We start from the raw sequence: 26,420 nt of genomic DNA on the forward strand, positions 1-26,420 counted from the left end.
TCCGCCATGACCGATACGACGACGGGCACCGCCCCGATCGCCCTGAGTGCCGGCCAGCGCCTGCTGGACCGCATTGCCGACATCGCCATCTACATCGCCGTGGCCGCCCTGCTCGGGCTGGTGGTGGTGCAGGGCTGGCAGGTGTTCGCACGCTACGTGTTGAACGATTCGCCCAGCTGGACCGAACCGGTAACGCTGCTGCTGCTGAGCACGGCGATGAGCCTGGGTGCGGCCTGCGGTGTGCATACCAATCGCCACTTCGGGTTTTTCCTGCTGGCCGCCTACATGAGCGCTGGCCTGCGCCGCGTAGTGGATACCTTCGTGCAACTGGTGATCGCCGTGCTGGGCGGGTTCATCGCCGTGTGGGCGATGGTGCTGCTGCAGGACGGACTGGACATCAAGACCGCAGGGGCCAACTTGCCGCAGAGCATCAACTACCTGCCGCTGTCGCTGGGCGGTGCGTTGATGGTGTTGTTCGCGCTCAACCGCGCGTGGCGGGTGCACTACCCGCTCGCCGTCGTGGCCGACGCTGACGCTGAAGGAGATCGTTGAGATGGGTATTACCCTGCTTTTCCTGGTGTTTGCCGGCCTGCTGCTGCTGGGTGTGCCGGTCGCCTATGCACTGGCCGCTGCGGCCCTGGCCACCCTGCTGTACCTGGATATCCCCAGCATCGTGCTGGTACAGCAGATATCCGCCGGTACCGGTTCGGCCTCGCTGATCGCCATTCCGCTGTTCATCTTCGCCGGTGAAATCATGATGCGCGGCGGTATCTCCGAGCGCCTGATTTCCTTGGCTTCATCGCTGGTCGGTCGCATGCGCGGCGGTCTGGGCCAGGTGTCGATCCTGTCCTCGCTGTTCTTCGGCGGTGTGTCCGGCTCGGCGATCGCCGATGTATCCGCGGTGGGCGGCACGATGATCCCGCAGATGGTCAAGCGCGGCTACGACCGCGACTTCGCGGTCAATGTCAGCATCACCGCCGCGCTGGTGGCGTTGCTGGTGCCGCCGTCGCACAACCTGATCCTGTTCTCGGCCGCTGCCGGTGGTGGCCTGTCCATCGCCGACCTGTTCGCTGCCGGCATCGTGCCTGCGTTGCTGATGACGCTGGCGCTGATGATCACCGGCTACATCGTGGCGCGTCGTCGCGGCTACGGTGTGGAGGTGTTCCCGGGCTGGCGCGCGGTGGCCCTGCGCATCTTCTCCGCCTTGCCCGGCCTGGGCTTGGTTGCGTTGATCTTCGTGGGTATCCGCGCCGGTATCTTCACTGCGGTGGAGAGTGCGGCCATCGCCGTGGTGTACGCCCTGCTGGTCACCACCGTGCTGTACCGGCAGTTGCCGTGGCGCGAGTTCTTCGGCACGGTCATCCATGCCGCGCGCAGCACCGGCGTGATCCTGTTCGTGATCGCCACGGCCGCGGTGTTCGGCTGGCTGCTGGCGTTCCTGCAGGTGCCGGTGGCCGCAGTGGACTTCCTGCAGTCCTTCGCACACAGCCAGTTCATGGTGCTGCTGATGATCGTGATCATGCTGCTGCTGCTGGGCACCTTCATGGACCTGGCGCCGATGATCCTGATCTGTACGCCGATCTTCCTGCCGGTCGCCAAGGCTTACGGCATCGATCCAATCCACTTCGGCCTGGTGCTGGTATTGGCCGGTGGCCTCGGCCTGGTGACCCCGCCGGTGGGCTCGGTGCTGTTCATCGGCACTTCCATCGGCAAGATCAGCGTGGGTGAAAGCATGCGCAGCATCTGGCCGTTCTGGTTCGCGGCCTTGGGCGTGCTGCTCATCGTGGCCTTCTTCCCGGGTCTGTCGTTGTGGCTGCCGCACCTGCTGCGCGCGTAATGCAGGCGAAGGGGGCGGCCGGCGGTCGTCCCCCTTCCGTTCTTGAAATCATGATCCTGGGAGGGACCACGATGCAGTTGAAGCACACGTTGAAGATCCTGCTGACCAGTGGCCTGCTGATGGCCACCTCGCTTGCCACTGCGGCAGGCCCCGTAGCCGCCACGAACTGGACGCGCGGCATCGAAAACCAGCGCCAGGCGGACCTGGGCAACGGCACGTTCCTCAATCCGGTGTTCGCCGGCGACCGACCGGATCCGTCGGTGCTCAAGGACGGCGACGATTATTACCTGACCCTGTCTTCGTTCGACGCCTATCCCGGCCTGCCGCTGTGGCACTCGCGCGACCTGGTCAACTGGCAGCCCCTGGGGCATGCGATCACGAAGAATGTCGGTGCGATCTGGGCGCCGGACATCATCAAGCACGAAGGCCGTTACTACATCTATTTCCCGGCGCGCACCGGTGAAACGCGCAGCAACTTCGTGGTGTGGGCCGATGACATCAAGGGTCCGTGGAGTGAGCCGATCGACATCGGACTGGAGAAGTACATCGATCCCGGTCACGCTGTCGGCGAAGACGGCAAGCGCTACCTGTTCCTCAGTGGCGGCGACTACGTGCAGTTGGCCGACGACGGCCTGAGCGTGGTGGGCACGCCCAAACACGTCTACGACGGCTGGAAGTATCCGGAAAGCTGGGACGTGGAGGCTTATGCGCAGGAAGGCCCGAAGATCAATTTCCGCGATGGCTGGTACTACATGACCACCGCCGTGGGCGGCACCGCCGGGCCGCCTACCGGCCACATGGTCATCACCGCACGCTCCCGCTCGATCCACGGACCGTGGGTGAATGCACCGAACAATCCGATCATGCGGACCCAGTCAGCGGCGGAGCCGTGGTGGTCGCGTGGCCATGCCACGGTGATCGAAGGCACCGACGGACGCTGGTGGATGATGTACCACGGCTACGAGAACGGGTACTGGACGCTGGGTCGCCAAGCCCTGCTGGAACCCATCGAATGGACCGCCGATGGCTGGTTCGTGGCCAAGGGCGGCGATCTCGGCCAGCCGCTGCGCAAGCCATCCGGCGAGACGGTCGGCCAGCACGGCATGGCCCTGTCGGACCGTTTCACCGGCGGCAAACTCGGCCCGCAGTGGTCCTTCTTCAATCCGGCCCAGGATGAATACAAGCGGCTGGACTTCACCGGCAAGGGCCTGGTGCTGCAGGGCAAGGGTGAGACCCCGCGTGACAGCTCCCCGCTGACCGCCATCGCCGGTGACAAGGCCTACCAGTTCGAGGTCGAGATGGACGTCGCGCCCGGCGCAGTGGGCGGCGCCCTGCTGTACTACAGCGACCGCCTGTACGTGGGCGTGGGCAGCAATGGCGAGAAGTTCATCATGCACCGCTACGGCGAGGAGCGCCCCACCCGGCTGGCACCCAGCACCACCGGCGGCAAGCTCTGGCTGCGGGTCACCAACAACCGCCACATCGTCACCATCCACTCCAGCACCGACGGCCGGACCTGGGTGAAGTACCCGGTTCAGATGGAAGTGTCCGGTTACCATCACAATGTGGCAGGCAAGTTCCTGGCCCTCAAGCCGGCGATCTACGCCGCCGGCGACGGCGCCGTCACCTTCCGCAATTTCCGCTACCGCGCGCTCGACTGAGCGCGCGGCTAGAATCTTCGGACACCTCGGGTTGAAGACATGTCAGTGCGCAACAAGAACGATGCCGTCAAGCCGGCAGTGATGAAGGGCAAGGCGGCCACGATCAATGACATCGCGCGACTGTCGGGGGTGTCCAAGAAAACGGTTTCGCGGATCATCAACAACTCGCCGCTGGTGCGCAAGGACACGCGCGAGAAAGTCGAAACCCTGATGCGCGAGGTCGGTTACACGCCCGACCCGCTGGCGCGTGGCTTGGCCTTCCGCCGCTCGTTCCTGATCGGCATGGTCTACGACAACCCCACCGCGCAGTACATCGTGGACATGCAGTACGGCGCACTCGATGCCCTTAGGGGCTCCAGTTTCGAGCTGGTGGTGCACCCCTGTGACAGCCGCAGCCCCGGTTATATCGAAGGCGTGTGCCGCTTCGTGCAGCAGCAGAAGCTGCATGGGGTGATCCTGGTGCCACGCGCATCCGAAGACCAGGCCCTGGCCGACGCGCTGCAGGAGATCGGCTGCCGGTTTACCCGCATCGCCTCGCTGCCGCTGGATGAGACCTCGCAGATGGTGGTCACCCATGACCGCGATGGTGCGGCCGAAGCGGCCGACTACCTGCTGTCACTGGGGCACCGCGATATCGCCCTGGTCACCGGACCGAGCGCGTATCGCTCCGCCCACGAGCGCACCTCGGGATTCATCGATGCGCTGGCAAAGCGCGGCATCGAGCTGCCGAAGGACCGCATCGTTGAAGCGGGTTATACCTTTGAATCCGGCGTGGCCGCAGCGGAAAAGCTGCTGCTGGGCAAGAAGCGGCCGACCGCGATCTTCACCGGCAACGACGAAATGGCCGCTGGTATCTACAAGGTGGCGCTGCGCGCAGGTATCAACATCCCGCGCGAGCTGTCGATCATCGGCTACGACGACAGCCCGCTGGCCTCGCGCCTGTGGCCGTCGCTGACATCGGTACGCCGCCACACCCGGGACACCGGCCGTACCGCCGCGGCGATGCTGATTCAGCCTGACGGCCAGCCCGCCATGCAGATCGCCAGCGTGCGCCCGCACCTGATCGTGCGCGATTCCTGCCAGCCGCCACAGGACGACTGAAGGACCCCCCGTCATGTCGCAGCGCTACCTTGCGCTGCAAAATGACACCGGTGTCCATGACCGCTAGACTAGCCATCGAACCGCGCGGGAGCCGACCCATCGGCCCGCCCCCTGCTCTGGAGAAGCCATGTACTGCAAGACCCATTACGCCACCCATCCCGATGCCATCAAGGGCGCCAGCAATGACGACCTGCGTGACCTGTACCTGCTTGATGGCCTGTTCAACGCTGATGCGGTGACCCTGAAGTACACCCATTACGAGCGCTTCGTGCTCGGCGGTGCCGCCCCGGTCAACGGTCCGGTATCGCTGCCGAAGCAGACCGAGCCTGCTTCGGCTGCCGGCCACGCCTTCCTGGAACGTCGCGAGCTGGGCGTGATCAACGTCGGCAGCGGTAGCGGCACCATCACCGTGGACGGCACCGTGTTCACGCTGGGTCCGAAGGACGGCCTGTACGTGGCCATGGGCAGCGAAGACGTGGTGTTCGCTTCGGACGATGCGGCCAACCCGGCGCAGTTCTACCTGGCCTCGACCCCGGCGCATGCGCGCTTCGAGACCAAGGCGTTGTCGATCAAGGACGCTGTGGCTTTGGACCGTGGCGCGCTGGAAACCAGCAACGAGCGCACCATCTACCAGTACATCGTGCCGGCCACCTGCCAGTCGTCGCAGCTGCTGCTGGGCCTGACCGTGCTGAAGCCGGGCAGCGTCTGGAACACCATGCCGCCGCACCTGCACGACCGTCGCAGCGAAGTGTATTTCTACTTCGACCTGGGCCAGAACGACCGCGTGTACCACTTCATGGGCGAGCCGGAAGCACAGCGCCACATCGTCATCCAGAACAACGAAGCGGTGGTCTCCCCGCCGTGGTCGATCCACATGGGTGCCGGCACCAGCAACTACGCCTTCATCTGGGCGATGGGTGGCGAGAACCTGGATTACACCGACATGCACGTGCTGGACATCTGCCAGCTCAAGTAAGGCATCCGCATCGCCGTCGGCCCGGTGGCCGGCGGCGGTCCGTCATCCGTGCCGGCAAGGCACGTACCCAAAAGGAATGCATCAATGGCTAATCCGTTCAGTCTGGAAGGCAAGGTCGCGCTGGTCACCGGTGGCAATACCGGCCTGGGGCAGGGTATCGCCGTGGCACTGGCCGCCGCAGGCGCCGACGTGGCCGTGGCCGGCATCGCACCGCCGACCGACACCGTGGCGAAGATCACCGCACTGGGCCGTCGCTGCCTGGCGATCGAAGCCAACCTGATCAGCATCGAGCCGGTGGAGCGCGTCGTGCGCGAAACCATCGAGGGCCTGGGTGGCCTGGATATCCTGGTGAACAATGCCGGGCTGATCCGTCGTGCCGATGCGGTGGACTTCACCGAGCAGGACTGGGACGACGTGATGAACGTCAATATCAAGTCCGCCTTCTTCATCTCGCAGGCGGCCGGCCGGCACTTCATCGCACAGGGCCACGGCAAGATCGTCAACATTGCCTCCATGCTGTCCTTCCAGGGTGGCGTGCGCGTGCCGTCCTACACCGCCAGCAAGAGCGGCATCGCCGGCATCACCCGGCTGCTGGCCAACGAATGGGCAGGCAAGGGCATCAACGTCAATGCCATCGCACCGGGCTACATGGCGACGGACAACACCGCCGCACTGCGCGCCGATGCAGACCGCAACAAGTCGATCCTGGACCGCATCCCCGCTGCACGCTGGGGCAATCCGGAGGACCTGGCCGGCGCGGCGGTGTTCCTGTCCTCGTCGGCGTCGGACTACGTCAACGGTGCGGTGCTGCCGGTTGATGGTGGCTGGCTGGCGCGGTAACGCGTTAGCACCATCGCATGACGCCCACCATCCGTGGCGGGCGCCCTTCGGGCCGTCGCGATGCAACGTTGGACACTGCTCCTGCAGTGTCCAGCGCGCTGGCGCTCCAGACCCCCACCGCTTCGCGGTCGACCCCTGACTCAGGGGGCTCTCCTCCAGATTTACCCCGGTAATGCCGGCCCTTGCCGGTAACGCATGCCAAGGAGCCAGATCATGCTGCGCCTGATGCTGCTGTTCTTGCTGTCGTTCGCTGCTGCCGCGCAGGCGGCGCCGGTGCGGGTGTTCATTGCCGGGGATTCGACTGCGGCCCCGTATGGGCCGGAGCGGGCGCCGCAGGCGGGCTGGGGGCAGATGGTGCAGAGCTATCTGGATCCGGCGCGCATCGAGGTGCGCAATCATGCAAAGGGCGGGCGCAGCACCCGCAGTTTCATCGCCGAAGGGCGGCTGGATGCCATCGCCGGTGAACTCCGCAAAGGCGATGTGCTGCTGATCCAGTTCGGCCACAACGATGCGAAGTTCGAAGACCCCACGCGCTACACCGATCCTGCCGGCGACTACGCCACCTTCCTGATGCGCTACGTGCAGTTGGCACGCGAGCAGGGCGCTACGCCGATCTTGATCACGCCGGTGGCGCGGCTGCTGTACGACTTCGGTTCGCTGCTGGACACGCATGGGGTATACACCGCGGCGATGAAGCAGTTGGCCGCGCGCGAGGACATCGCGCTGATCGACCTCAACGGCAGTTCCACGCGCTGGATCCGCGCGCTGGGCGAGCAGGGCGCCAAGCCGTACTTCCTGTTCGTGCCGGAACAACAGAAGGCCGATGGCACCCATTTCAGCACCGCTGGCGCGACGGCCGTGGCGTGCCTGGTGCTGCGCGACTGGGTGGCGTTGCAGCCGGAACTGAAGCCCGCGCTGGTGCGCGACATCGACTGCGATGTCGACGGCGCTGCAGGGCAGGGGGCCGACCCCCAGCGACCGTCGCAGGTCGTGCATGAGGACGACATCGCACGCCTCCAGCCCGGTCCGCACGGCGGCGCGGGCCCGACCACGGCCTACCCGTTCTTCGCCGACGCCGAGGGCCTGCCGTTCGTGCTGCGCAAACGCGTGCTGCACAAAGGGGCAGGGATCGGCCTGCATCCGCAGCACAAGGACGAGATCTATTACATCGTCAGCGGCGAAGGATCCTACGTGCTGGATGGCAAGCAGTACGACGTGCGTGCAGGGCACTCCTTGCTGACCCGCACCGGCAGTCACCACGCGCTGCAGCAGCGCGGCGAGCATGACCTCGTGGTGCTGCTCGCATACCCGCGCTGACGGGTACACCCAACCGGGAAGAGCAGACCGGTAGAGCCGACTTCAGTCGGCTGCTGTTCGTCCATGGCGAAGCAGCCGACTGAAGTCGGCTCTACCAGTCGAGGTAACCAACCGAGGTAACCAGTCAGCACCACCCACACCGCACACCCACAACCTCAGACGTCGCCGCCCGTCGCCCAGCCTTCGCCCGTGCCCTTATGGACCACACGGTCGTCAGCCTGCACATCACCAGCCGGCAGCTGCGGCTGCTCGGCCAATCCCGCATAGATCGGGGTGAAGTCCGGGGCCGTGGCCTGCATCAGCTGCTCGAAGCTGTCGATCACGAAGTAGGTCTTCTGGAACGTGTCGATGCGGTACTGCGTGCGCATGATGCGTTCCAGGTCGAAGCCGATGCGGTTGGGAGCGGCCGATTCCAGGGAGTACAGCGACTCGCCCTTCGACGACACGATGCCAGCGCCGTAGATGCGCAGTCCCTCGGATGTGTTGATCAGCCCGAACTCCACCGTGTACCAGTACAACCGGGTCAGGTTCTGCAGCGCGTCCGGGCCCAGTGCATGCGCCTTGACGCCGCCACGGCCGTAAGCCTCCATGTAGTCGGCGAACACCGGATTCATCAGCAGCGGCACGTGCCCGAACAGGTCATGGAACATGTCCGGCTCGGCGATGTAATCAATCTGGTCCGGGCGACGGATCCACCACGTCACCGGGAAGCGGCGGTTGGCCAGATGATCGAAGAAATCCAGCTCCGGCAGCAGGCCTTCGACACCAACCAGCGTCCAGCCGGTAGCCGCCGCCAAGGCCTCGTTGAGCTGCTCGAAGCGCGGAATACGGTCGGCGCTCATGCCCATCGCATCCTGCGCATCAAGGAACTCCTGGCAGGCACGGCCGACCAGCAGCGCGCGCTGGCGCTCGAACAGCGTCGCCCAGGTCGCATGGTCATCGGCGCTGTAGCTGTCCCAGGGCTGGTCCACGATGGCGGTGGTATAGACCGGCACATAGCCCTTGTCGGTCTGCTGGTGCTCGACGCGGCGGGGGATGCTCTGGTCCATGGGTTCCACTCTTGACGGGTATGTGTCGATGCTAGGGCAGGGGACGCGCAACAGGGTTGCAAAGTTGCGCGCTCAAGCCGACATGGCGCAATATCATTGCGCACGTCCCATGTTGCGAGGCAGCAATGGCAGCTGAAGTCCAGTTCGACCGCACGGATCTACGGCTGCTGGCGGAGATCCAGCGCGACGGCCGCGCCCCCAATGCCGAGCTGGCCGGGCGGGTGAACCTGTCCCCCTCGGCCTGCCTGCGTCGTCTGCAGCGGCTGGAAGGCGAAGGGATCATCGCCGGGTATGGCGCGCGGCTGGCACCCAAGCTGATCGGTCTGGGTCTGCAGGCATTCGTCCGCGTGCAGCTGGAAAAGCACGATCAGGCCGCCATCGCCCGCTTCGCTGACAGTGTGGTGGAATGGGATGAGGTCGTGGCCTGCCATGCGCTGACCGGTGACATGGATTACCTGCTGCAGATCTATGTGCGCGACCTGGAGCATTTCTCCAACTTCCTGCTGGACAAGCTGCTCAACGCCTCCGGCGTGGCGGACGTCAACTCCAGCTTCGTGCTGCGCACGGTCAAGCCCTTCCGCGCGCTGCCGCTGGCGCAGCTGGAATAAGCGTGGCGTGCTCGGCAGCGTCGCAAAGCCAGCTTGCGAGCAAAGGTGAAGCATCCCTTCCGCATCATCAAGCGCCAGTTCGGCTACACCAAGGTGCGTTACCGTGGCTTGGCCAAGAACAGCGCGCAGGTGCTGACGCTGTTTGCTGTCCAATCTGGTAATAACCCGTCGGCAGTTCGTGCCGGCCCAAGGATAGATCCGTCTGGAGGTATCCAAAGGGCATCTTCAGAATCCTGCTCCCCAAGAATCGAATGCGCAGGTGAGGCGCGGGAGCCGCCCGGTTCTCGAATCCAGCGATGTGGGCGATCTTTCTAGACCGTCCTTAAAGGCGTCCACCGTCACTGCAACTATGCCCGCAAGCGCGTCACTGCGTTAGAAAAATACGTCCAAATGGAGAGCGAAAATGGATCTAAGGAATAGGATTCTTTTACGACACACGGCGTTGCTTCTTCTTGCAAGCCTTGTCGCGCCCTACACGGTCTTGGCCGAGCCCCCGCGTCTCCGTGCAGAGAGGACTATCACGCCTGCCGGAATACGTGTGCTGGAGCAAGTCGAACCTGATTTACAAAGGTATGTCGATCAGATGGAACGACTGCCAGGGCAAGAAAAATCAATCTCTGTAAAGATAAATCCCGAACCTGCGACAGGCTTCATCTGGATCGATCTGAGCCTCGGCTTCATGCCCCGAGGTCAAGCCGGTTTTGACGAGGGACTTGGCGAGAAGGTTCGTGAGGTCAATGAGGAACTTTCAAGATACGTTGAAGGTGAAATTACCTATCTCTCGATCCGGTCTCGAATTGGTGGAAAAACACTCAACGACTGGTTTCCGCCGGTCCCCGCCCAAGAGTGACAACTAGAGCAGGCAAGCGTTGAGCTGATCAGCCATCACCCGTAGAGCATTCGTCCCGCGCCACCCACGCTCATCGCGCGTCCAATTGCCGCCCGGCGGAGGCCTTGATCAATTCGCGCCCGGCGACCAGCAGCCCATCCACCAGATGCTCGCCGAGCAGCGACGCGGTATCGCCATCGCAGCGTGCAATGTGCTCGGCGTGCAGGATCTCCAGCGCGGCGTCCAGTGCCTGCATCACGCGGATCGGTACGGCCACTTTACCCAAGCGCTCCAGCTCTGCGGACGGATCTGTATCCGGTGCGGGCAGCGACGGCACCAGCGTCAGGTGGGTCAGGCGTGTGCTCGCAGGATGCTCGGTGGCGTACTGCTGCAGACGGCGTTCCAGCGTTTCGATGAACTTCTGCGGCACGTCGTGAATCTGCTCGCCCAGCAGGGAGGCAAGATGCGCGGAGGTAAGGGGGTGGTCGGGAGTCAACGGCAGAACCTCGCAGTGAGGCCACCTGCGCCGAAGGGGCAACAGGTGGCGGGCGATGCGGGTTGCCATACCGGGCGTCTACGACCATTAACCGGCGGATCAGGGATCCCCCGCATCGCCTGCCATGAAACCGATAGGCGATGCAGTGCATTCTCCGCCGTGCCCCGCAGGGCAGAACAGAGTCAACAGTCGGAAAACGCGAACAGGATGGCAATCCCGGCTGCAGCCCCGTGGCTCCAGCGTGGTCATCGTGCGCAGCGCCAAGTGCCTGCGTCCATGAGGAAAACTGCGAAGTCCGGCACCGCTTAACGGCTCATGCACTGAGGGTCGATAAGGCCAACGGTTTGGCTGCCTTTTCGTCATCGTCCCGCCCCATACGGGTACATCTACGACGCGACTGGATGACTTCCCCGCACGCCGCCCTGAATCCCAACTTGAATGAGCCCGTTTGACGGCGGGGCTGCGGTAGCCGAGCATCGTCGCCAGCGGTAGCGTCGAACAGGGGCGTTGGCTGCAGCACCTCTTTCGAACCTTGATATGCCCGATACCGCGCACCTTTCGTTCACCACCCGTTTCCTGCCGCTGCGACGGCGCTCACTGGCCCAGCACCTGGCACGTGGCACGCCGCCGGCGACGCCCTTGGAACAGGCCGGCCTGCTGGCCGCGTCGCTGTGCCGCACCCAGCCGCAGTCGGTCGGCCAGCTTGAACGCCTGTTGCACGACGCCTGCGCGCTGTTCGCGGCAGGCGAGGGCAGTGCGGTGGCCGCGCAGCTGGCCGGCAAGGGCGGCGCGGGACAGCCCGATCTCGATGCATGGCTGCAGGACTTGGCAGCACATGGCGTGCTGCTGGCACCGGACGAGGTCGTCGATGCCTTCATCGTGCAGTCGCCTGCCGCCTATCCTGGCGCCGATTTCCAGGCGGCGTGCCTGACCACGCTGGCCGAGCACACCATCCGCTACCCGGCTACGGCGGCGCCGGACGATGAGGACGAGCAGGCCGATCCGGAAGCCGACCAAGAGGATCGCCAAGCGGCGGTACCGGCCATCGAGCGCAACGGCCTGTACACCTCGGAACAGGCCCGTGTGCTGCGTGCCATCGCCGCCAATCCGGACGAGCTGATCGATCTGGAGGCCTACGCGGGGACGGGCAAGAGTCATCTGGTGCTGGCGCTGATGGATGCGCGGCCCGGCCGTTACACCTACATCGCGCCTTCGCGGGGGCAGGTGGAGGCCTTCCGCCCACGCATGCCCAGCGAGGCCGCCACGCGCCTGCTGACCCAGATCGAACTGGCCAACCTGATGGTGCAGCAGGCCGCGCGCAGCGGACGCAGCAAGGGCTTCGTGCCGACCTATCGGTTGAGCACGGTGCCGCTGTGGGAAATCGCCCGTCGCATCGGTGTGCAGGGTATCGGCCAGCGCGTGCCCGAGCAGGTGCTGATGACCGCGCTGGACGGCATCAACCGCTGGTGCGCGTCCTCCGCAGCGCAGGTGCAGGCCGTGCATTTCGACCGCTCACTGCCGTGGGCGATGCTCGATGCCGCGCCCTACGTGGCGGCCGCCGAACACGTGTGGCGCTGCATGTTCGACCCTGCCGTGCAGAAGGGCGGTTGCCTGAGCCTCAACACCGGCCACCTGGGCAAGTGGCTGTGGCTGCAGGGCGTGGCGCCGCCGGTGGAACTGGGCATGCTGTTGGTGGACGAAGCGCATGAGCTCAGCCCGGCCTGGAAGGACGTGCTGGCGCGCCATGCGCCGGGCGTGGTCAGCCTGGGCGATCCGCATCAGCGGCTGGTCGGGCGCGCCTCGCGCTGGTCGTCATCGAAGATGCTGGAAATGAGTCAATCGGTACGCCAGGGCAGCCAGGTCGATGGACTGGTGAATCAGTCGCTGGCGCTGGACGACCTGGGCGGCACCAGTGAACGCTTCATGGGGGCGAGCGACCGCGCTACGGGTGTGCGTCGCTACACGGCCTGGTCACAGGTGCCCGTACACGGGGCGCGCATCTACGGCAGCCTGTGGCGGCTGCTGCAGGAGGCGCACCAGTTGATGGAGCAGGGCGCCCGCGTGCATGTCCATCCGGCATCGGCACGTGTGCTGCACAAAGAGGCGCAGGCGCCGATCGAGGCGTGGCGCAGCGTCGGCCGTGGCGAATCGTCCCACCGCTGGGAACGCTTCGTCGAGGCCTGCGAAGAGCGCGGGCTGGCGGACATACCGGTGCTGTTCTCAAGTGGGTTCGACAGTGCGGCGCTGGAGCGCCTGCTGGCCACGCTCGTTCCAGAACAGGACGCGACGGTCGTGTTGTGCCTGGCCCAGCATGCGAAGAACCTGCAGTTCGACAGGGTGTCCATGTCCGCCTGCTGCTTCGTCACCGGCTATGACACACGCCAGCAGCACAGTCCGGTGCGCGCGGCGTATCTGGCGCTGACGCGCGGCAGCCAGCAGCTGTGGTTGCCGGACGATGCGATGGAGCAGTTGCAGCTCAGCGCGCAGCGCCACGCCCAGTCGAAGGAAACCCAGCGCATGGAACGGCGCCGGGCGGCAGGCCACGTCAAGCCGCGCTGACCTGGTGTATGGCAGAGGCAACGGCCGCCGAGCGCGGCTCGGCGCTACGAAAGGCCGACAATGCCCGGTAGCGCCGAGCCACGCTCGGCGAGCGCAGCGGCAGAGGCAACAGCCGCCGAGCACGGCTCGGCGCTACGGATGATGGCTGCACGCTACCGCGTCAGCAATCCGCCTTGCGGCCCATCAACTTGCCCACGCGCGAGGGCTCATCGCACTTCGGCTTCGGCGGCGGCAGCAGGGCGGCCGCACGGGCGCGCTGGATCTGCTCGATCTTCGCGCGGATCTGCGGCATCGCCGCCATGGCCGCTTTCTCGCCTTCCAGGATCGCCTTGCCGCGCTGGCTGAAATCAGACGCGCCGATATCCAGCACGCGCGGGCGGATGATGATGTCCGCGCGTGCCAGTTCCTGCTCGCCCAAGCGTTGGCCCATGATCGCGATGGACTGGTTGACGATGCCGAGCATGCCGGTCGGCGTGCGGCCGCTGGCTTTGCTGGAGATATCCACGGCGACGACGAACTCGGCGCCGAGTTGGCGCGCCGCATCCACCGGCACCGGGCTGACCACGCCGCCATCGACGAAATTGTTCTGGCCGATCTTCACCGGTTCGAACACGCCCGGAATGCTGCTGGACGCGCGCACGGCCTGGCCGACGTTGCCGCGCACGAACACCGCGCGCTCACCGGTTTCCAGGTTGGTGGCGACGGCGGCGAAGGGCTTCTTCAGCCGTTCCGCCGGCTTGTTGCCGACCTGCTGGTTGACGTAGTCCTGCAGCTTCTGGCCCTGCACCAGCCCGCCGGAGAACAGCCGCACATCGCGGATGCTGGCCTCATCCAGCGCCACGGCCTTGGTCTGCATCTCGAACGCATCCATGCCGCTGGCATACAGTGCACCGACCACGCTGCCTGCGCTGGTGCCTGATACCACGACCGGCTCGAAGCCATTGGCTTCCAGCATCTTGATCACCCCGATATGGGCGAAGCCCTTGGCCGCTCCACCGCCCAACGCGATGCCGATCTTCACCGGTTTGGCGGACGGCACCACGGTGGGCGTGGCCGGCGGGGCAGGGCGCGCGTTTTCACCGCCGCAGCCAGCCAGCAGGCCGAGCAGGGCAACAGACAACATCACACGGGTGCGGGACAGGGTCATCGGCTGGGCAACGCAACAGGAAAGGGCGCCAGCATAGCGAAGGGGAGAGCCACTGCGGGAGCAGCCGCTGCTCGCATTCAGCCGGTAGTGACGGCCGCTGGCCGTCACAGTCCTGCACACGATTGACCGCCAGTGGCCGTCACTACCGGAAGCGCGCGTCATTCCCTTCAGAAGCGATTATCGCCGTCCAGCATCCGGCCCAGCCCGCCCAGCACCGAGCCTTCGCCGCGGTTCTGGCCGCCGCCCTGCGGGGCCGCCATCCACATCCGGCCAGCCAGACGCGAGAACGGCAGCGACTGCAGCCACACCTTGCCCGGCCCGGTCAGGGTGGCCAGGAACACGCCCTCGCCGCCGAACACCATGCTCTTGATGCCGGCCACGCGGCGCACGTCCATGTCCACGCTGGCGTGGTAGGCGACCACGCAGCCGGTATCCACGTCCAGGCGCTCACCAGCCGCCAGATCGCGCTCGACCACGCAGCCACCGGCATGGATGAACACCCAGCCGTCGCCCTCCAGCTTCTGCATGATGAAGCCCTCGCCGCCGAACAGGCCGGTCATGATCTTGCGCTGGAACTGCACGCCGATCTGCACGCCGCGCGCGCCGGCCAGGAAGCTGTCTTTCTGGCAGATCAGCCGCCCGCCGTGCTCGTCCAGCTTCATCGGCAGCACGGTGCCGGGGTAAGGCGCCGCGAAAGCAACCTTGGCCTTGCCGTGGCCGGTGTGGGTATACAGCGTGGCGAACAGGCTCTCGCCGGTCAGCACGCGCTTGCCGGCGGACATGACTTTGCCCATGAATCCGCCGCCCTGGCCACTGTGCGAGCCGTCGCCGAACACAGTGTCCATCTGCACCGCCGAATCCTTGAACATCAGTGCGCCGGCCTCGGCGATCGCGCTTTCGCCGGGGTCCAGCTCGATCTCAACGAACTGCATTTCATGGCCGACGATGCGGAAGTCGATGTCATCGGCGCGCTGGCCGCGCGCTGCGCCGCCCGGTACCGGGGGTGGCGCACTGGTCATCCCCGGAACGTCCGAGCGCAGTTCCGGCACATCGCGGATCGCCATCCAGCCACTCATGCCCTGGCACCAGGCCAAGGCTTGCGGCGCAGCGTCCGCGTAACGGCGCGCGGCCTGATCATCGAAGGGGCCCACGCGGTCGGCCTGGCCGGGAACATGGAAGTACCACTGGTTCATCGCTGCGCGTCCAAAGGGGAGGAAAACGCGAGTCTAGCGGTCCACCGCGTTGCCCGGCAGCGGCCATGAACGACCGGCATTTGCGGCCGGCGTGTTGTATTGCAACAATTATCTGGTAGCGCCGTTCCACCACCCCTCCCAACACAGCCTACCGCCATGTCCCCGAACCGTTCCGTCCACGACCGCCGACCGGTCGTGCGTCCGCTCGTTCTCGCGCTTTCCACCCTGCTGCCGCTGTCTGCGGTTGCCCAGCAAGCCCCCGCCAGCAAGGATCCCGTTGCCCTCGATGCGCTGACGGTGACCGCCCAGCGCCGCGTGGAAAACGCGAAAGACGTACCGGTGGCGATCACCGCCATCCAGGGTGAAAAGCTCGATGTACTCGGTTCGGCGGGCGATGACATCCGCTTCCTCGCCGGACGCGTGCCCAGCCTGAACATCGAATCGTCTTACGGCCGTGCCTTCCCGCGCTTCTACATCCGTGGCCTGGGCAACACCGATTTCGATCTCAATGCCTCGCAGCCGGTTTCGCTGGTGTACGACGACGTGGTGCAGGAAAGCCCGCTGCTGAAGGGCTTCCCGCTGTTCGACCTGGCCGGCGTGGAAGTACTGCGCGGTCCGCAGGGCACGCTGTTCGGCCGCAATACGCCGGCCGGCGTGGTGAAGTTCGATTCGGCGCGTCCTTCGCAGGATGCCGATGGCTACGTCAAGGTGGCCTATGGCAGCTACAACACCTGGAACACGCAGGGTGCCTACGGTGGTCCGTTGACCGACCGCTGGTCCGCGCGCGTATCCGCGCTGTACCAGCGCCGCGACGATTGGGTCACCAATACGCGCGACAACGCGCCGGCGCAGGGCTTCGAAGGCTACGACGAGGCCGCCGCCCGCGTGCAGTTCCTGTACGAAGGTGACTCGTTCGAAGGCTTGTTCAACCTGCACAAGCGCAAACTCAACGGCACCGCCCGCCTGTTCCGCGCCAACATCATCCAGCCGGGCAGCAACCAGCTGGTGGAAAATTTCGACCGCGATGAAGTGTCCACCGACGGGCAGAACTTCTCCGATCTGGAAACCTGGGGTGGCAGCGCGCGCCTGAAGTGGGACCTCGGCCGGGTGACCCTGCACTCGATCACCGGGTATGAAACCGCTGAATCGCTCAACCACGGTGACATCGACGGCGGCTACGGCGCGGCGTTCCTTGGAGCCGGCAACTCGGGTCCGGGCTTCATTCCGTTCCCGTCCGAGTCGGCTGACGGCCTGCCGAGTCACCGCCAGTGGACGCAGGAATTCCGCGTCGAATCCAACGAATGGGGTCGCTTCGACTGGCAGGCGGGCGTGTTCTACTTTGATGAAGACGTGACCATCGACAGCTTCAACTACGACTCGTTGACCCCGGGCAATCCGCAGACCGGCCATGCCGTGCAGCAGCAGCGCAACAAGGCGTGGGCCGCCTTCGCGTCCGGCGACTTCGACGTCACCGATCGCTTCAAGCTGCGTGCCGGCGTGCGCTACACCCAGGACAAGAAGGACTTCACTGCCAGCGTGCTGCAGGCCGTACCGGGCGGCACACCCGTCAGTGGCCCCTACGTTGCCAACAGCGATGTCGACGATGTCAGCTGGGACCTGAGCGGCGTGTATCAGCTCACCGACAACATCAACGCCTACGCCCGCGTTGCGAAGGGCTTCCGCGCGCCGTCGATCCAGGGCCGGCTTGCCTTCGGTGGCGTCACCCAGGCCGATTCGGAGAAGGTCATCTCCTATGAGGCCGGCATCAAGGCCGACCTGTTCGACCGTCGTGCGCGCCTGGGCTTCAGCGTGTTCCGTTACAACGTGGACGGCCAGCAGTTGATCGCCGTGGGCGGCAGCAACAACACCGCCACCCTGCTCAATGCGGACAAGACCATCGGCCAGGGCTTCGAGCTCGACTTCGAAGCGTACCTGACCGACAACGTGCTGCTGACATTGGGCAGCAGCTACAACGACACCGAGATCAAGGACCCCGACCTGGCGGTGGCGATCTGCGGCGGCGGCTGCACCATCACCGATCCGACCACGGTCATCAACGGCGGCACCTACGCGCTGGTCAACGGCAATTCGCTGCCGCAGGCGCCGAAGTGGATCCACAACCTGACCCTGCGTGCCGGCTTCCCGGTCAACGATGCCAGCGAGTTCTACGTGTACACCGACTGGGCGTACAAGGGCCCCGTCAACTTCTTCCTGTACGAGTCGCCGGAGTTCCGTAGCCGCAGCTCGCTGGAAGGGGGGCTGCGCCTGGGTTACAACTGGGATTACGGTCAGTACGACGTGGCCGTGTTCGGTCGCAACCTGACCGACCAGGTCCGCGTGGTCGGTGCGATCGACTTCAACAACCTGACCGGTTTCATCAACGAGCCGCGTACGTTCGGCGTCGAGTTCACCGCGAAGTTCTGATAAGCAGACAAGGTTCGGGTTCCGTCCGCATGGCGGGCGGAACCCTAGCCCCTGTCACGGCATCGCCGTCAGAGCGCGCTGGCGGGCCGTACCTTCAACACGGCTTCTTCCGCTGCGCAGTCACGGCTGGCGTGCTGTCCCGCCTTGCGGGCTGCGGCGATTTCCTTGCGCGCTTTCAGCAGATCCGACTGGAAGGCCGCGTTGTCGTGCAGCCTGGCCACCGCCGCTGCGCCCATGAAGCGTCCCTCCAGGATGTCGCTCTGCCAGTGCACGTTGCACACCAGGCGGCTTTCGCCGTAGTTTCGGCCCCGGGCGATGATGGCATCGGCCCGATCCGGCGCGATCTCCGCAAGGATCAACGCCCAGGCCCAGCCGATCGAGGTGTGGCCGGAGGGATATGAACCGTTCTTGCGCAGGCCCTCTTCGTCGTCCGGCGTGCAGGTGGGTTCGTTGTTGACCATGAAGGGCCGCGGCCGCTGATGGTGCTTCTTCGCCGCGCGCGTGGCCGCACTGGCGTCGATGCGGCTGCGCTCCAGCAGGCGGTACAGCGCCGGTGTGCGCTGTGCGTCGACGTCCAGATCGATGGCGCAGGAAAACTGACTGGCACCCACCGGGAAAGCGAGTTCCGCATCGCGCGTGGCCTGGGTGAAACGCGCCGTGCCGCGCAGTGCACGCGCCTCACGGCTGACCTGCTCGTCCAAGGCGAAGCCGGCCGATCCCGCGACGGGCGGTGGGGGCACGAGGTCCAGGCTGGCAGGGACGGCATGATCGGCCAGGTAGCCGACGGCGCGGGTGGTGACCGTGGCCTCCACGGCCGTCGCTGGGCGGGTAGGCGGACTGGTACAGCTGCTCAGGGCGAGAGCAACCGACAGACAGAGCAGGGACGCGGGGCGGCGCAGGAGGAAGGACATCGCAGGGCTCGGGCATAAGCGGAGCACCATGATCGCAGTCCGCAACGGCCGGCGCAGGGGCTACGCGCATCCGGCCAGATGCTGCACGGTCGGTGGGTGTGGGAGAAGGCTCAGCCTGCGATGGCGTTCAAGCGGCCGTCCTGCAGCGTGACGCGGATCGGACCACCGAAGGCAGCCGACAGCGGTGCATCACACAGCAGTTCGGCACGGGTGCCATCTGCCAGCACCTTGCCTTCGCGCAGCAGCACCACGCGCTCGATCTCCGGGATGATTTCTTCCACGTGGTGGGTCACCAGCACCAGGGTGATGCTCTGCCGCGCCAAAGACTGCATGGTGTTCACCAGGTGCTGGCGGGCCACCAGGTCCAAGCCGGTGGACGGTTCATCCAGCAGCAGCGCATGTGGTCGGTTGACCAGCGCACGGGCAATCAGCACGCGCCGGGTTTCGCCCGCCGAAAGCTCTGCAAAGGCGCGCTCGCGCAGCGCCAGCGCACCGGTCATGGCGAGGGTCTGCGCAGCGCGCTCGCGCATTTCCGCGCTGATCTCGCGGAAAGCGGGCAGCGTGTAGCTGGCAAAAAAACCGGTCAGTACCGCCTGCTCCACGGTAAGGCCCGTCATCTCGGACAGGATGCTGCTGAGATCGCCGGTGACGATGCCCAGCTGCGCGCGCAGCCGATCAACCTGCCAGCGGCTCTGTCCGAGCACGCGGACCGACACGTGTCCGTCGGCGTGGGCCAATGGATACAGCTCGCGTGTGATGAGTTTGATGAAGGTGGATTTCCCGCAGCCATTGGGGCCCAGCAGTGCGGTGTGCTGGCCTTGCGCGATGCGCAGGGTGAGCTCGTGCAGCACCTTCACCTGGCCACGCACGACGGTGGCACGGTCCAGCTCGATCAGCGGCGGCGCATCGGCAGGTGGTTGGACGGATTGGGCGGATGCAACAGCGGTGGAGGTCAGGCTGGACAACGCGGTTTTCCCGGCAGCAAGGGCGGTCGATACGGTGGCACAGGGATGCAGTTTGCAACGGGGCGGGCCATCATGTCTGCCATCTTTGCTGTTGCTGGCCGGTGGCCGGCCTGGGACCTGACATGGCGCATGCGCGCAGTGGAATCATGGCGATCGCGACGTTGTGCGCGGTGCTGTGCAGTGGCTCGCCAACGGCGGCGGGGCAGGTAACGGACACGGGCAGCTATCTGCAGCGCATGGACGGCGACGGCGATGGGCGCGTCAGCGAGCAGGAATACGTGCAGTGGATGATGTATGCCTTCGACCACATGGATCGGGATGGCGACGGTGTGCTCACCGCAAGCGAGTTGCCGGGCGGCAAGGGCCGGCCGATCACGCGTGAGCAGCACCTGCAGACGCTGGTACAGCGCTTCCACAAGCAGGATGCGAACCGGGATGGGTATCTGGATGCACGGGAGTTGGCTGCGCCGCCGCGGTGAGTGGGAGGTCGAACGGTGAGACCCCTCGCGGCTGGCGGCTTGCACTCAGGATGGGGCCGGACGGGGTGGGGTCTGCAGGACACGCCGCAAGTACGTCCGTGTAGGCTGCATCGCCGCATCCATGCGGCTCAGCGTCCTGCAGACCCCACCCCGCCCGGCCCGCTGAGAGGTTCCGGTGGCTGCCAGCCGCGTAATGAAAAAAAAGAAGGGGTAGCGCCGAGCCGTGCTCGGCGGATACCGTCCGACGCCGCTATATAGCGCCGCCGAGCATGGCTCGGCGCTACCGCTCTGCGGGCGGGCGTAGAATCTGCGCATGCCTGAATTGCCCGAAGTTGAAACCACTCGCCGTGGGCTTGCCCCGCATCTGCTGGAGCGCGCCGTCCATGGGGTGATCCTGCGACGCCGGGAACTGCGTTGGCCGATCCCTGACGAGGTGGCCAGCCTGCTGCCCGGCCAGCGCATCCGCGATGTGCGTCGGCGTGCCAAGTACCTGTTGCTCGATACCGATGCCGGGAGTGCGCTGATGCACCTGGGCATGTCCGGCAGCCTGCGGGTGCTGCCCGGCGATACCCCGTTGCGCGCCCACGACCACGTGGACATCAGCCTGGACAACGGTCGCCTGCTGCGCTTCAACGATCCGCGACGCTTCGGCAGCCTGCTGTGGCAACCCCCCGGCGTGGTCCACCCGCTGCTGCAGGGGCTCGGCCCGGAACCGCTGGAAGACGACTTCGACGGCGACTATCTGTACCAGCGCAGCCGCGGTCGCAAGGCGCCCATCAAGACCTTTCTGATGGATCAGGCGGTGGTGGTGGGCGTGGGCAACATCTATGCAGCGGAAAGTCTGTTCCGTGCAGGCATCAGCCCCCTGCGCGAAGCGGGCAAGGTCTCGCGTGAGCGCTACCAGCGCCTGGCGACGGCGGTGAAGGACATCCTGGGTCATGCAATCACCCGCGGCGGCACGACGCTGCGCGACTTCATCAGTCCCGACGGCGCGCCAGGCTATTTCGAACAGGAACTGTCGGTCTACGGACGCGATGGCCAGCTGTGCAAGACCTGCGGGCGGCCGCTCAAGCACGCGATGATCGGCCAGCGCGCCAGTGTCTGGTGCAGTCACTGCCAAAGGTGAATGGATTCAGGCACAGATCACGTCGAGGGCTATAGTCGCCTCAAGTCTCCGGGGGCGCGGGCGCAGCGATGGACGATGGATCCGACATCACGGTGTGGTTGGATGCTGCGCGGGGCGGTGACCGGGCCGCGCTGGACCGTGTGCTGACCGTCCTCTATCAGGAGCTGCACGGCATGGCCCGGCGGCAGCTGGCGGGGCAGCAGGGCCGCACGCTGGATGCCACCTCGCTGGTGCACGAGTCTTACCTGAAACTGCTGGGCAGCCGCAGTGGCGCCCGCTTCGAAGACCGCGCCCACTTCTTCGCTTATGCCGCATCGGCCATGCGCAGCGTGGTGGTCGACTATGCGCGCAACCGGATGGCGCGCAAGCGGGGCGGTGACCTCAAGCGTGTCGATCTGCCTGAGAACAGCAGCAGCGGCATCCGCATGGATGAGGACATGCTGGCGCTGGATGTTGCCCTGGAGAAACTCGGTGCACTGGACGCGCACCTGGCCAAGGTCGTGGAGCTGCGCTATTTCGCCGGCCTGACCGAGCAGCAGATCGCGGAGCTGAGCCAGCGGTCCGAGCGCAGCATCCGCCGTGACTGGCAGAAGGCGCGGTTGTTCCTGTTGGCCGCCGTGCGCGAAGACTGAGCCCAGGCAACGACGCGATGGATGCCAAGCGCTGGCGTGAACTTTCATCCTGGCTGGACCAGCTGCTGGACATGGAGGCACCTGCACGGATACAGCGCCTGGGACAGATCGCCGAGCGCGATGCGGAGCTCGCCGCGGAGCTGCAGCAGCTGCTGTCGCGTGAGCAGGAAAGCGAGCAGTTCATGGCTCAACCGGTATTCGCCGCACCGGCCTGCGCGCGCGCAGGCACGCGGATAGGCCCGTACCGGTTGCTGCACCTGCTTGGTGAAGGCGGCATGGGCGAGGTCTGGTTGGCTGAACGCTGTGATGGGATGTACGAACGCAAGGTGGCCTTGAAACTGCTGCGCAGCGGCCTCGCCGATCCCGGGCTGCATGCACGCTTCGCCCGCGAACGGCAGATCCTCGCCCGCCTGCAGCATCCCAACCTGGCCCAGCTGCACAACGCCGGCATCGACCTGGACGGGCACCCTTACATCGCGCTGGACTACGTGCAGGGCGAGCCGGTCACGGACTATTGCGCACGTACGCAGCCGCTGCTGCTGGAGCGGCTGCGGCTGATGTTGCAGGTCTGCTCGGTGGTGGCGCACGCGCACGCCAACCTGGTCGTGCACCGCGACCTGAAACCCTCCAACATCCTGGTCGCGGCCGACGGCTCGGTGAAGCTGCTGGACTTCGGCATCGCCCAGCTGCTGGACCGCGACGACGAGGGCGCGGGGCCAGGACCCGGCGAGCCACGCGCCTTTACCCTGCATTACGCCGCTCCGGAACAGGTGCGCGGTGAGCCGGTCAACACCCTCACCGACATCTATTCGTTGGGCGTGGTCATCTACGAGGTGGTCACCGGGCACAAGCCCTATCGGCTGCGGCGCCAAGCCGACAGTGAGTGGGAGCGCTCCATTCTGGAGGTGCAGCCGATGTCGGCATCGCGCCGCCTGCAGCTGGCCGACGCAGGGGCAGCGCGTCCGTCATTGGCGGCCTTGCGCATGGCCCGGCAGGTGCGCGGCGATCTCGATCTGCTGCTGGACAAGGCGATGGCCAAGGACCCGCAGGCCCGCTATGGGTCGGTCGATGCACTGGCCGAGGACCTGCGCCGTTTCATCGATGGCAAGCCGCTGCGTGCGCGCGCCTCGACAAGGCGCTACCGCCTGCACAAGTACCTGCAGCGCCACCGCTGGGGCGTGATCGGGGCCGGTTCGGCCTTGCTGATGGTGCTCACCGTGTCCGCCGTGGCGCTCTGGCAGGCGCAGCAGGCGCGGGTTGAAATGGCGCGCGCGCAGGCCATGCAGGATTTCAGCGTCGGCCTGTTCGACCGCGCGGCGGCCAGCGGCCACGGACGCTTCGACGTGCGCCAATTGCTGCAGATGGGCCGACAGCGCGCCCAGCTTGAACTGCGTGACCAGCCGGTGGCGCTGGCCGAGCTGTACGGCGTGATCGGACGCCTGCGCATCGGCCTGGGGGATTATCAAGCGGCCCTGCAGATACTGGACGAGCAGCGTGCCCTGTTGCAGGCACAGGCCGTGGTGCCGCCGGTGCTGCAGCTGGATGCGGTGACCCAACGTGCACGCGCGCTGCGCATGTTGGGCCGCGACCGTGAGTGCGTCGCCCATCTGCAGGCGATGCGGCCGCTGGCGGACGAACAGCAGAGCCTGTTGCCTGCCGCGGCGGCCGCGTTTGCAAGCCAGCTCGGCCGTTGCCAGGCGCAGCTGGGCGATGTCCACGGTGCGCGCCAGGCGTTCGGCAGGGCGCTGTCGCTGTACCAGCACGGCGATGGCCACGGCAACTCGCGCGGTGTCGCCGAGTCGTTGGCGGACCTCGCCGCGCTGGATGAAGAAGCAGGTGACGCAGCGCATGCCCTGGTGGCTTACCAGCAGGCCCTGCGGCTGATGGCAACCGCGGCTCCTGGGGCTCCGGAGACCATCGTCCTGCGTCGCCAGCTGGGGCAAGCCCTGGCGCGCGCCGGACGGCCTGCGGAGGCCGCCGCTGCGCTGGAACTCGCCTGGCAAGCCGCGGTGCAGGCCTTCGGCCCAGATCATCCGGAGACCCTGTCGGTACGCCGCGCGCGCGCTCTGCTGGCGATGCGACAGGGGCGCGCGGCCTGGGCCGGCCAAGAGCTGCGCGAGGTACAGGTGAAACTGCAGCGCGCGCTGGGACCGGATCATCGCGAAACCGGATTGGCCGAGCACGCGCTCGGCGAGCTGTATCGAAGCACGGGTGATGTGCAGCAGTCGCTCGTGCACTATCGCGCTGCCGTACGTATCTGGCGCCAGCCCGACCATGTCGCCCTGCTGGCGCAGGGATTGCTGGACCTGGGACAGGCCGCTTACGAGGCCGGAGAGCTTGGTGCGGCCAGGGGAGCATGGCGCGAGGCTCGGCAACTGCTGATCGCCCAGCGCGGCATTCCGTCCGAGGCTGTACGCCGATTGGATACCCGGATGGCTGCCGTGACGTGGCCAGCTGAACACTAACCGCGTCCGACTGCTACCAATTAACGAATCTGTTGGAATAATGCGGGATCCCTCCAAGCTCCGGCTGCCTCGAATGCAACGACGCGATTTCCTCCGCAATGCTTCCCTGGCCTTGGCCGCCTTCGGTCTGCCTGCACTGAACGTGGGCGCCGCGGGGACCCGGCAGGTCGGCCTGCGCCGGCTGGGTGAGGCGCATCCGTTCGACTTCGCCAGCCTGAAGGGTCAGGCGCGTGCCCTGGCCAATGCCCCCTACCAGACACACAAGCGCACGTTGCCCGGACCGGTTGAAGCCCTGGACTGGGACCAGTACCAGTCGATCCGCTACCGCCAGGACCATGCGCTGTGGGGCAACGAGCCGGGCCGCTTCCAGGCCAAGTTCTTCCATCTGGGCCTGTACTTCCACTCGCCGGTGCGGATGTTCGACGTGGTCGATGGCAAGGCACAGGAGCTGGCTTACGACGGCGCGGCGTTCGATTACGGCAAGAGTGGGATCAAGGCCGGACAGCTGCCGGCGGACCTCGGCTTTGCCGGATTCCGCCTCAACACGCGCAAGGACACCGACCGTGACTTCGCCGCGTTCCTGGGTGCCAGCTATTTCCGCGCCGTTGGCAAGGAAGGGCAGTACGGGCAGTCTGCGCGTGGCCTGGCGATCGATACCGGTACCGGTGGCCCGGAGGAATTCCCGGACTTCATCGCGTACTACCTCGAGCGCCCGGCAGACGATTCGGACACCATCGTGGTGTATGCGCTGCTGGATTCGCCCAGCGTCGCCGGTGCTTACCGTTTCGCGATCACCAACGGCGATGTGCTGTTGATGGATATCGACAGCGCGCTGTACCCGCGCAAGGCCATTGAACGGCTGGGCATCGGCCCGTGCACCAGCATGTTCCAGGTCGGCGAGAACGACCGCCGCATGGCGTGGGACTGGCGTCCGGAAATCCATGACACCGACGGGCTGTCGATGTGGAGCGGCAGTGGCGAGTGGATCTGGCGGCCGCTGGTCAACCCGCGCGAGCTGCGTTTCAACATGTTCGTAGACCGCAATCCGCGTGGTTTCGGGTTGCTGCAGCGTGACCGCAATTTCGACCATTACCAGGATGACGGCGTGTTCTACGAGAAGCGTCCCTGCCTGTGGGTGGAGCCCAAGGGCGAGTGGGGCGAAGGCTCGGTGCAGCTGGTGGAAATCCCCACCGTGGACGAAACCTTCGACAACATCGTCGCCTTCTGGAACCCCAAGGCCAAGCCCCAGGCCGGGCAGGAGCTGCTGGTCGGGTACCGCCTGTACTGGGGCGCCGAACCGCCGGCACGCCCGCCGCTGGCACACACCGTGGCCACGCGCACCGGGCTGGGCGGCATCATCGGCAAGAAGCGCGACTATTTCTCATGGCGGTTTGCCGTGGATTTCGCCGGCGGCGAGCTGGCCAGCCTGATCGACAAAGGCGAGGTGGAAGCGGTGGTGCAGACCAGCCGCGGCAAGGTCGAGATCGTCTCTGCGCGCCCCCTGCGCGAGATCGACGGCTATCGTGCGATGTTCGACCTGGTGCCGGGTGATGACAGCACCGCGCAGATCGACATCCGGCTGTTCCTGCGCAGCGGCGGCAAGACGCTGACCGAGACCTGGCTGTACCAGTACAGCCCGCCACCGGCCGGTGCATCCGAACGCACCTTGTACTGAGCCCCGTAAACGGGGAACCGCTAGCGCCGAGCCATGCTCGGCGAGCGCGAAGCGCGGCGTGTCTCCGTGATCTCACGATGTCGGACGGAATCCGCCGAGCATGGCTCGGCGCTACCGCGCTACCGGCGCC

At 66.0% G+C, this 26,420-nt stretch carries 22 protein-coding genes and 1 pseudogene; 17 read left to right on the forward strand and 6 right to left on the reverse strand.

Annotated features, from left to right (window positions below):
- Positions 1-6 precede the first annotated feature (6 nt).
- From ABRP17_RS08605 to ABRP17_RS08635, 7 genes are all read left to right on the forward strand, one after another.
- Positions 7-552, forward strand: coding sequence for a TRAP transporter small permease (locus ABRP17_RS08605; protein ID WP_188325577.1), 546 nt, complete (start codon positions 7-9; stop codon positions 550-552).
- Position 553: 1 nt separating this feature from the next.
- Positions 554-1,837, forward strand: coding sequence for a TRAP transporter large permease (locus ABRP17_RS08610; RefSeq protein ID WP_349985403.1), 1,284 nt, complete (start codon positions 554-556; stop codon positions 1,835-1,837).
- Positions 1,838-1,956: 119 nt separating this feature from the next.
- The gene (locus ABRP17_RS08615; protein WP_349985444.1) at positions 1,957-3,498 is read left to right on the forward strand and encodes a family 43 glycosylhydrolase; all 1,542 of its coding nucleotides are present in this window, start codon (positions 1,957-1,959) and stop codon (positions 3,496-3,498) included.
- Between the two features lie 39 nt (positions 3,499-3,537).
- The gene (locus tag ABRP17_RS08620) at positions 3,538-4,599 is read left to right on the forward strand and encodes a LacI family DNA-binding transcriptional regulator (RefSeq protein ID WP_188325580.1); all 1,062 of its coding nucleotides are present in this window, start codon (positions 3,538-3,540) and stop codon (positions 4,597-4,599) included.
- 127 nt (positions 4,600-4,726) lie between these two features.
- Entirely contained in the window at positions 4,727-5,575 is an 849-nt protein-coding gene (gene kduI / locus ABRP17_RS08625; RefSeq protein ID WP_123699973.1) for a 5-dehydro-4-deoxy-D-glucuronate isomerase, read from the forward strand.
- Positions 5,576-5,659: 84 nt separating this feature from the next.
- A complete protein-coding gene (gene kduD, locus ABRP17_RS08630; RefSeq protein WP_188325581.1) occupies positions 5,660-6,415 on the forward strand; it encodes a 2-dehydro-3-deoxy-D-gluconate 5-dehydrogenase KduD in 756 nt (251 codons plus the stop codon).
- Between the two features lie 213 nt (positions 6,416-6,628).
- Positions 6,629-7,732, forward strand: coding sequence for a GDSL-type esterase/lipase family protein (locus ABRP17_RS08635; protein ID WP_349985404.1), 1,104 nt, complete (start codon positions 6,629-6,631; stop codon positions 7,730-7,732).
- 155 nt (positions 7,733-7,887) lie between these two features.
- Here the strand turns inward: ABRP17_RS08635 and phhA are convergent, their stop codons facing one another.
- Positions 7,888-8,781: a phenylalanine 4-monooxygenase gene (gene phhA / locus ABRP17_RS08640; protein ID WP_349985405.1), complete on the reverse strand. Its 894-nt coding sequence runs from the start codon at positions 8,779-8,781 to the stop codon at positions 7,888-7,890.
- Between the two features lie 125 nt (positions 8,782-8,906).
- On the opposite strand from phhA, the gene ABRP17_RS08645 reads away from it, so the two are divergent.
- The 3 genes and pseudogenes from ABRP17_RS08645 (at position 8,907) to ABRP17_RS08655 (ending at position 10,239) form a co-directional block, all read left to right on the forward strand.
- Positions 8,907-9,389, forward strand: coding sequence for an Lrp/AsnC family transcriptional regulator (locus ABRP17_RS08645; protein WP_188325584.1), 483 nt, complete (start codon positions 8,907-8,909; stop codon positions 9,387-9,389).
- Positions 9,390-9,404: 15 nt separating this feature from the next.
- A pseudogene (locus ABRP17_RS08650) lies at positions 9,405-9,585 on the forward strand (transposase); the annotation flags it as partial.
- 342 nt (positions 9,586-9,927) lie between these two features.
- Positions 9,928-10,239, forward strand: coding sequence for a hypothetical protein (locus tag ABRP17_RS08655; protein ID WP_372486938.1), 312 nt, complete (start codon positions 9,928-9,930; stop codon positions 10,237-10,239).
- A gap of 70 nt (positions 10,240-10,309) precedes the next feature.
- Here the strand turns inward: ABRP17_RS08655 and ABRP17_RS08660 are convergent, their stop codons facing one another.
- Positions 10,310-10,714: a hypothetical protein gene (locus tag ABRP17_RS08660; protein ID WP_349985407.1), complete on the reverse strand. Its 405-nt coding sequence runs from the start codon at positions 10,712-10,714 to the stop codon at positions 10,310-10,312.
- A gap of 537 nt (positions 10,715-11,251) precedes the next feature.
- Between ABRP17_RS08660 and ABRP17_RS08665 the strand changes: the two genes are divergently transcribed.
- Positions 11,252-13,273: a hypothetical protein gene (locus tag ABRP17_RS08665; RefSeq protein ID WP_349985408.1), complete on the forward strand. Its 2,022-nt coding sequence runs from the start codon at positions 11,252-11,254 to the stop codon at positions 13,271-13,273.
- A gap of 160 nt (positions 13,274-13,433) precedes the next feature.
- Here the strand turns inward: ABRP17_RS08665 and ABRP17_RS08670 are convergent, their stop codons facing one another.
- Both ABRP17_RS08670 and ABRP17_RS08675 read right to left on the reverse strand, forming a co-directional pair.
- Entirely contained in the window at positions 13,434-14,420 is a 987-nt protein-coding gene (locus tag ABRP17_RS08670) for a patatin-like phospholipase family protein (protein ID WP_188325588.1), read from the reverse strand.
- Between the two features lie 167 nt (positions 14,421-14,587).
- A complete protein-coding gene (locus tag ABRP17_RS08675) occupies positions 14,588-15,613 on the reverse strand; it encodes a TIGR00266 family protein (protein WP_349985409.1) in 1,026 nt (341 codons plus the stop codon).
- Positions 15,614-15,769: 156 nt separating this feature from the next.
- Between ABRP17_RS08675 and ABRP17_RS08680 the strand changes: the two genes are divergently transcribed.
- Complete coding sequence (locus tag ABRP17_RS08680; RefSeq protein ID WP_349985410.1) at positions 15,770-18,037, forward strand: TonB-dependent receptor domain-containing protein; 2,268 nt, start codon at positions 15,770-15,772, stop codon at positions 18,035-18,037.
- A 68-nt stretch (positions 18,038-18,105) separates the two neighbouring features.
- Here ABRP17_RS08680 and ABRP17_RS08685 read toward each other — a convergent pair whose 3' ends face one another.
- Together ABRP17_RS08685 and ABRP17_RS08690 are read right to left on the reverse strand one after the other, a co-directional pair.
- Complete coding sequence (locus ABRP17_RS08685; protein ID WP_349985411.1) at positions 18,106-18,948, reverse strand: phosphatase PAP2 family protein; 843 nt, start codon at positions 18,946-18,948, stop codon at positions 18,106-18,108.
- A gap of 110 nt (positions 18,949-19,058) precedes the next feature.
- On the reverse strand, positions 19,059-19,844 hold the full coding sequence (locus ABRP17_RS08690; protein ID WP_372486989.1) for an ABC transporter ATP-binding protein: 786 nt from the start codon (positions 19,842-19,844) through the stop codon (positions 19,059-19,061).
- Between the two features lie 215 nt (positions 19,845-20,059).
- Between ABRP17_RS08690 and ABRP17_RS08695 the strand changes: the two genes are divergently transcribed.
- From ABRP17_RS08695 to ABRP17_RS08715, 5 genes are all read left to right on the forward strand, one after another.
- Positions 20,060-20,392: an EF-hand domain-containing protein gene (locus tag ABRP17_RS08695; RefSeq protein WP_349985412.1), complete on the forward strand. Its 333-nt coding sequence runs from the start codon at positions 20,060-20,062 to the stop codon at positions 20,390-20,392.
- A gap of 313 nt (positions 20,393-20,705) precedes the next feature.
- Positions 20,706-21,518 carry a bifunctional DNA-formamidopyrimidine glycosylase/DNA-(apurinic or apyrimidinic site) lyase gene (gene mutM / locus ABRP17_RS08700; protein WP_188325593.1) on the forward strand — a complete coding sequence of 271 codons (813 nt, stop codon included), beginning with the start codon at positions 20,706-20,708 and terminating at the stop codon, positions 21,516-21,518.
- A gap of 68 nt (positions 21,519-21,586) precedes the next feature.
- Positions 21,587-22,150, forward strand: a complete 564-nt coding sequence (locus tag ABRP17_RS08705; RefSeq protein WP_188325594.1) for an ECF-type sigma factor — start codon at positions 21,587-21,589, stop codon at positions 22,148-22,150.
- Between the two features lie 17 nt (positions 22,151-22,167).
- Positions 22,168-24,615 (forward strand): serine/threonine-protein kinase, encoded by a 2,448-nt coding sequence (locus ABRP17_RS08710; protein ID WP_349985413.1) that lies wholly within the window; start codon positions 22,168-22,170, stop codon positions 24,613-24,615.
- 73 nt (positions 24,616-24,688) lie between these two features.
- Entirely contained in the window at positions 24,689-26,290 is a 1,602-nt protein-coding gene (locus ABRP17_RS08715; protein WP_188325596.1) for a glucan biosynthesis protein, read from the forward strand.
- The last annotated feature ends 130 nt before the right edge of the window (positions 26,291-26,420 follow it).

The sequence above is a fragment of the Stenotrophomonas sp. WHRI 8082 genome, assembly GCF_040223995.2.
In the GTDB taxonomy this organism is placed as follows: domain Bacteria; phylum Pseudomonadota; class Gammaproteobacteria; order Xanthomonadales; family Xanthomonadaceae; genus Stenotrophomonas.

Bases quoted from the DNA above. Each gene is read 5' to 3' on its own strand.
- ABRP17_RS08605 (WP_188325577.1), top strand. From the start codon at position 7: ATGACCGATACGACGACGGGCACCGCCCCGATCGCCCTGAGTGCCGGC.
- ABRP17_RS08610 (WP_349985403.1), top strand. From the start codon at position 554: ATGGGTATTACCCTGCTTTTCCTGGTGTTTGCCGGCCTGCTGCTGCTG.
- ABRP17_RS08615 (WP_349985444.1), top strand. From the start codon at position 1,957: ATGGCCACCTCGCTTGCCACTGCGGCAGGCCCCGTAGCCGCCACGAAC.
- ABRP17_RS08620 (WP_188325580.1), top strand. From the start codon at position 3,538: ATGTCAGTGCGCAACAAGAACGATGCCGTCAAGCCGGCAGTGATGAAG.
- kduI (WP_123699973.1), top strand. From the start codon at position 4,727: ATGTACTGCAAGACCCATTACGCCACCCATCCCGATGCCATCAAGGGC.
- kduD (WP_188325581.1), top strand. From the start codon at position 5,660: ATGGCTAATCCGTTCAGTCTGGAAGGCAAGGTCGCGCTGGTCACCGGT.
- ABRP17_RS08635 (WP_349985404.1), top strand. From the start codon at position 6,629: ATGCTGCGCCTGATGCTGCTGTTCTTGCTGTCGTTCGCTGCTGCCGCG.
- phhA (WP_349985405.1), bottom strand. From the start codon at position 8,781: ATGGACCAGAGCATCCCCCGCCGCGTCGAGCACCAGCAGACCGACAAG.
- ABRP17_RS08645 (WP_188325584.1), top strand. From the start codon at position 8,907: ATGGCAGCTGAAGTCCAGTTCGACCGCACGGATCTACGGCTGCTGGCG.
- ABRP17_RS08665 (WP_349985408.1), top strand. From the start codon at position 11,252: ATGCCCGATACCGCGCACCTTTCGTTCACCACCCGTTTCCTGCCGCTG.
- ABRP17_RS08670 (WP_188325588.1), bottom strand. From the start codon at position 14,420: ATGACCCTGTCCCGCACCCGTGTGATGTTGTCTGTTGCCCTGCTCGGC.
- ABRP17_RS08675 (WP_349985409.1), bottom strand. From the start codon at position 15,613: ATGAACCAGTGGTACTTCCATGTTCCCGGCCAGGCCGACCGCGTGGGC.
- ABRP17_RS08680 (WP_349985410.1), top strand. From the start codon at position 15,770: ATGTCCCCGAACCGTTCCGTCCACGACCGCCGACCGGTCGTGCGTCCG.
- ABRP17_RS08685 (WP_349985411.1), bottom strand. From the start codon at position 18,948: ATGTCCTTCCTCCTGCGCCGCCCCGCGTCCCTGCTCTGTCTGTCGGTT.
- ABRP17_RS08695 (WP_349985412.1), top strand. From the start codon at position 20,060: ATGGCGATCGCGACGTTGTGCGCGGTGCTGTGCAGTGGCTCGCCAACG.
- mutM (WP_188325593.1), top strand. From the start codon at position 20,706: ATGCCTGAATTGCCCGAAGTTGAAACCACTCGCCGTGGGCTTGCCCCG.
- ABRP17_RS08705 (WP_188325594.1), top strand. From the start codon at position 21,587: ATGGACGATGGATCCGACATCACGGTGTGGTTGGATGCTGCGCGGGGC.
- ABRP17_RS08710 (WP_349985413.1), top strand. From the start codon at position 22,168: ATGGATGCCAAGCGCTGGCGTGAACTTTCATCCTGGCTGGACCAGCTG.
- ABRP17_RS08715 (WP_188325596.1), top strand. From the start codon at position 24,689: ATGCAACGACGCGATTTCCTCCGCAATGCTTCCCTGGCCTTGGCCGCC.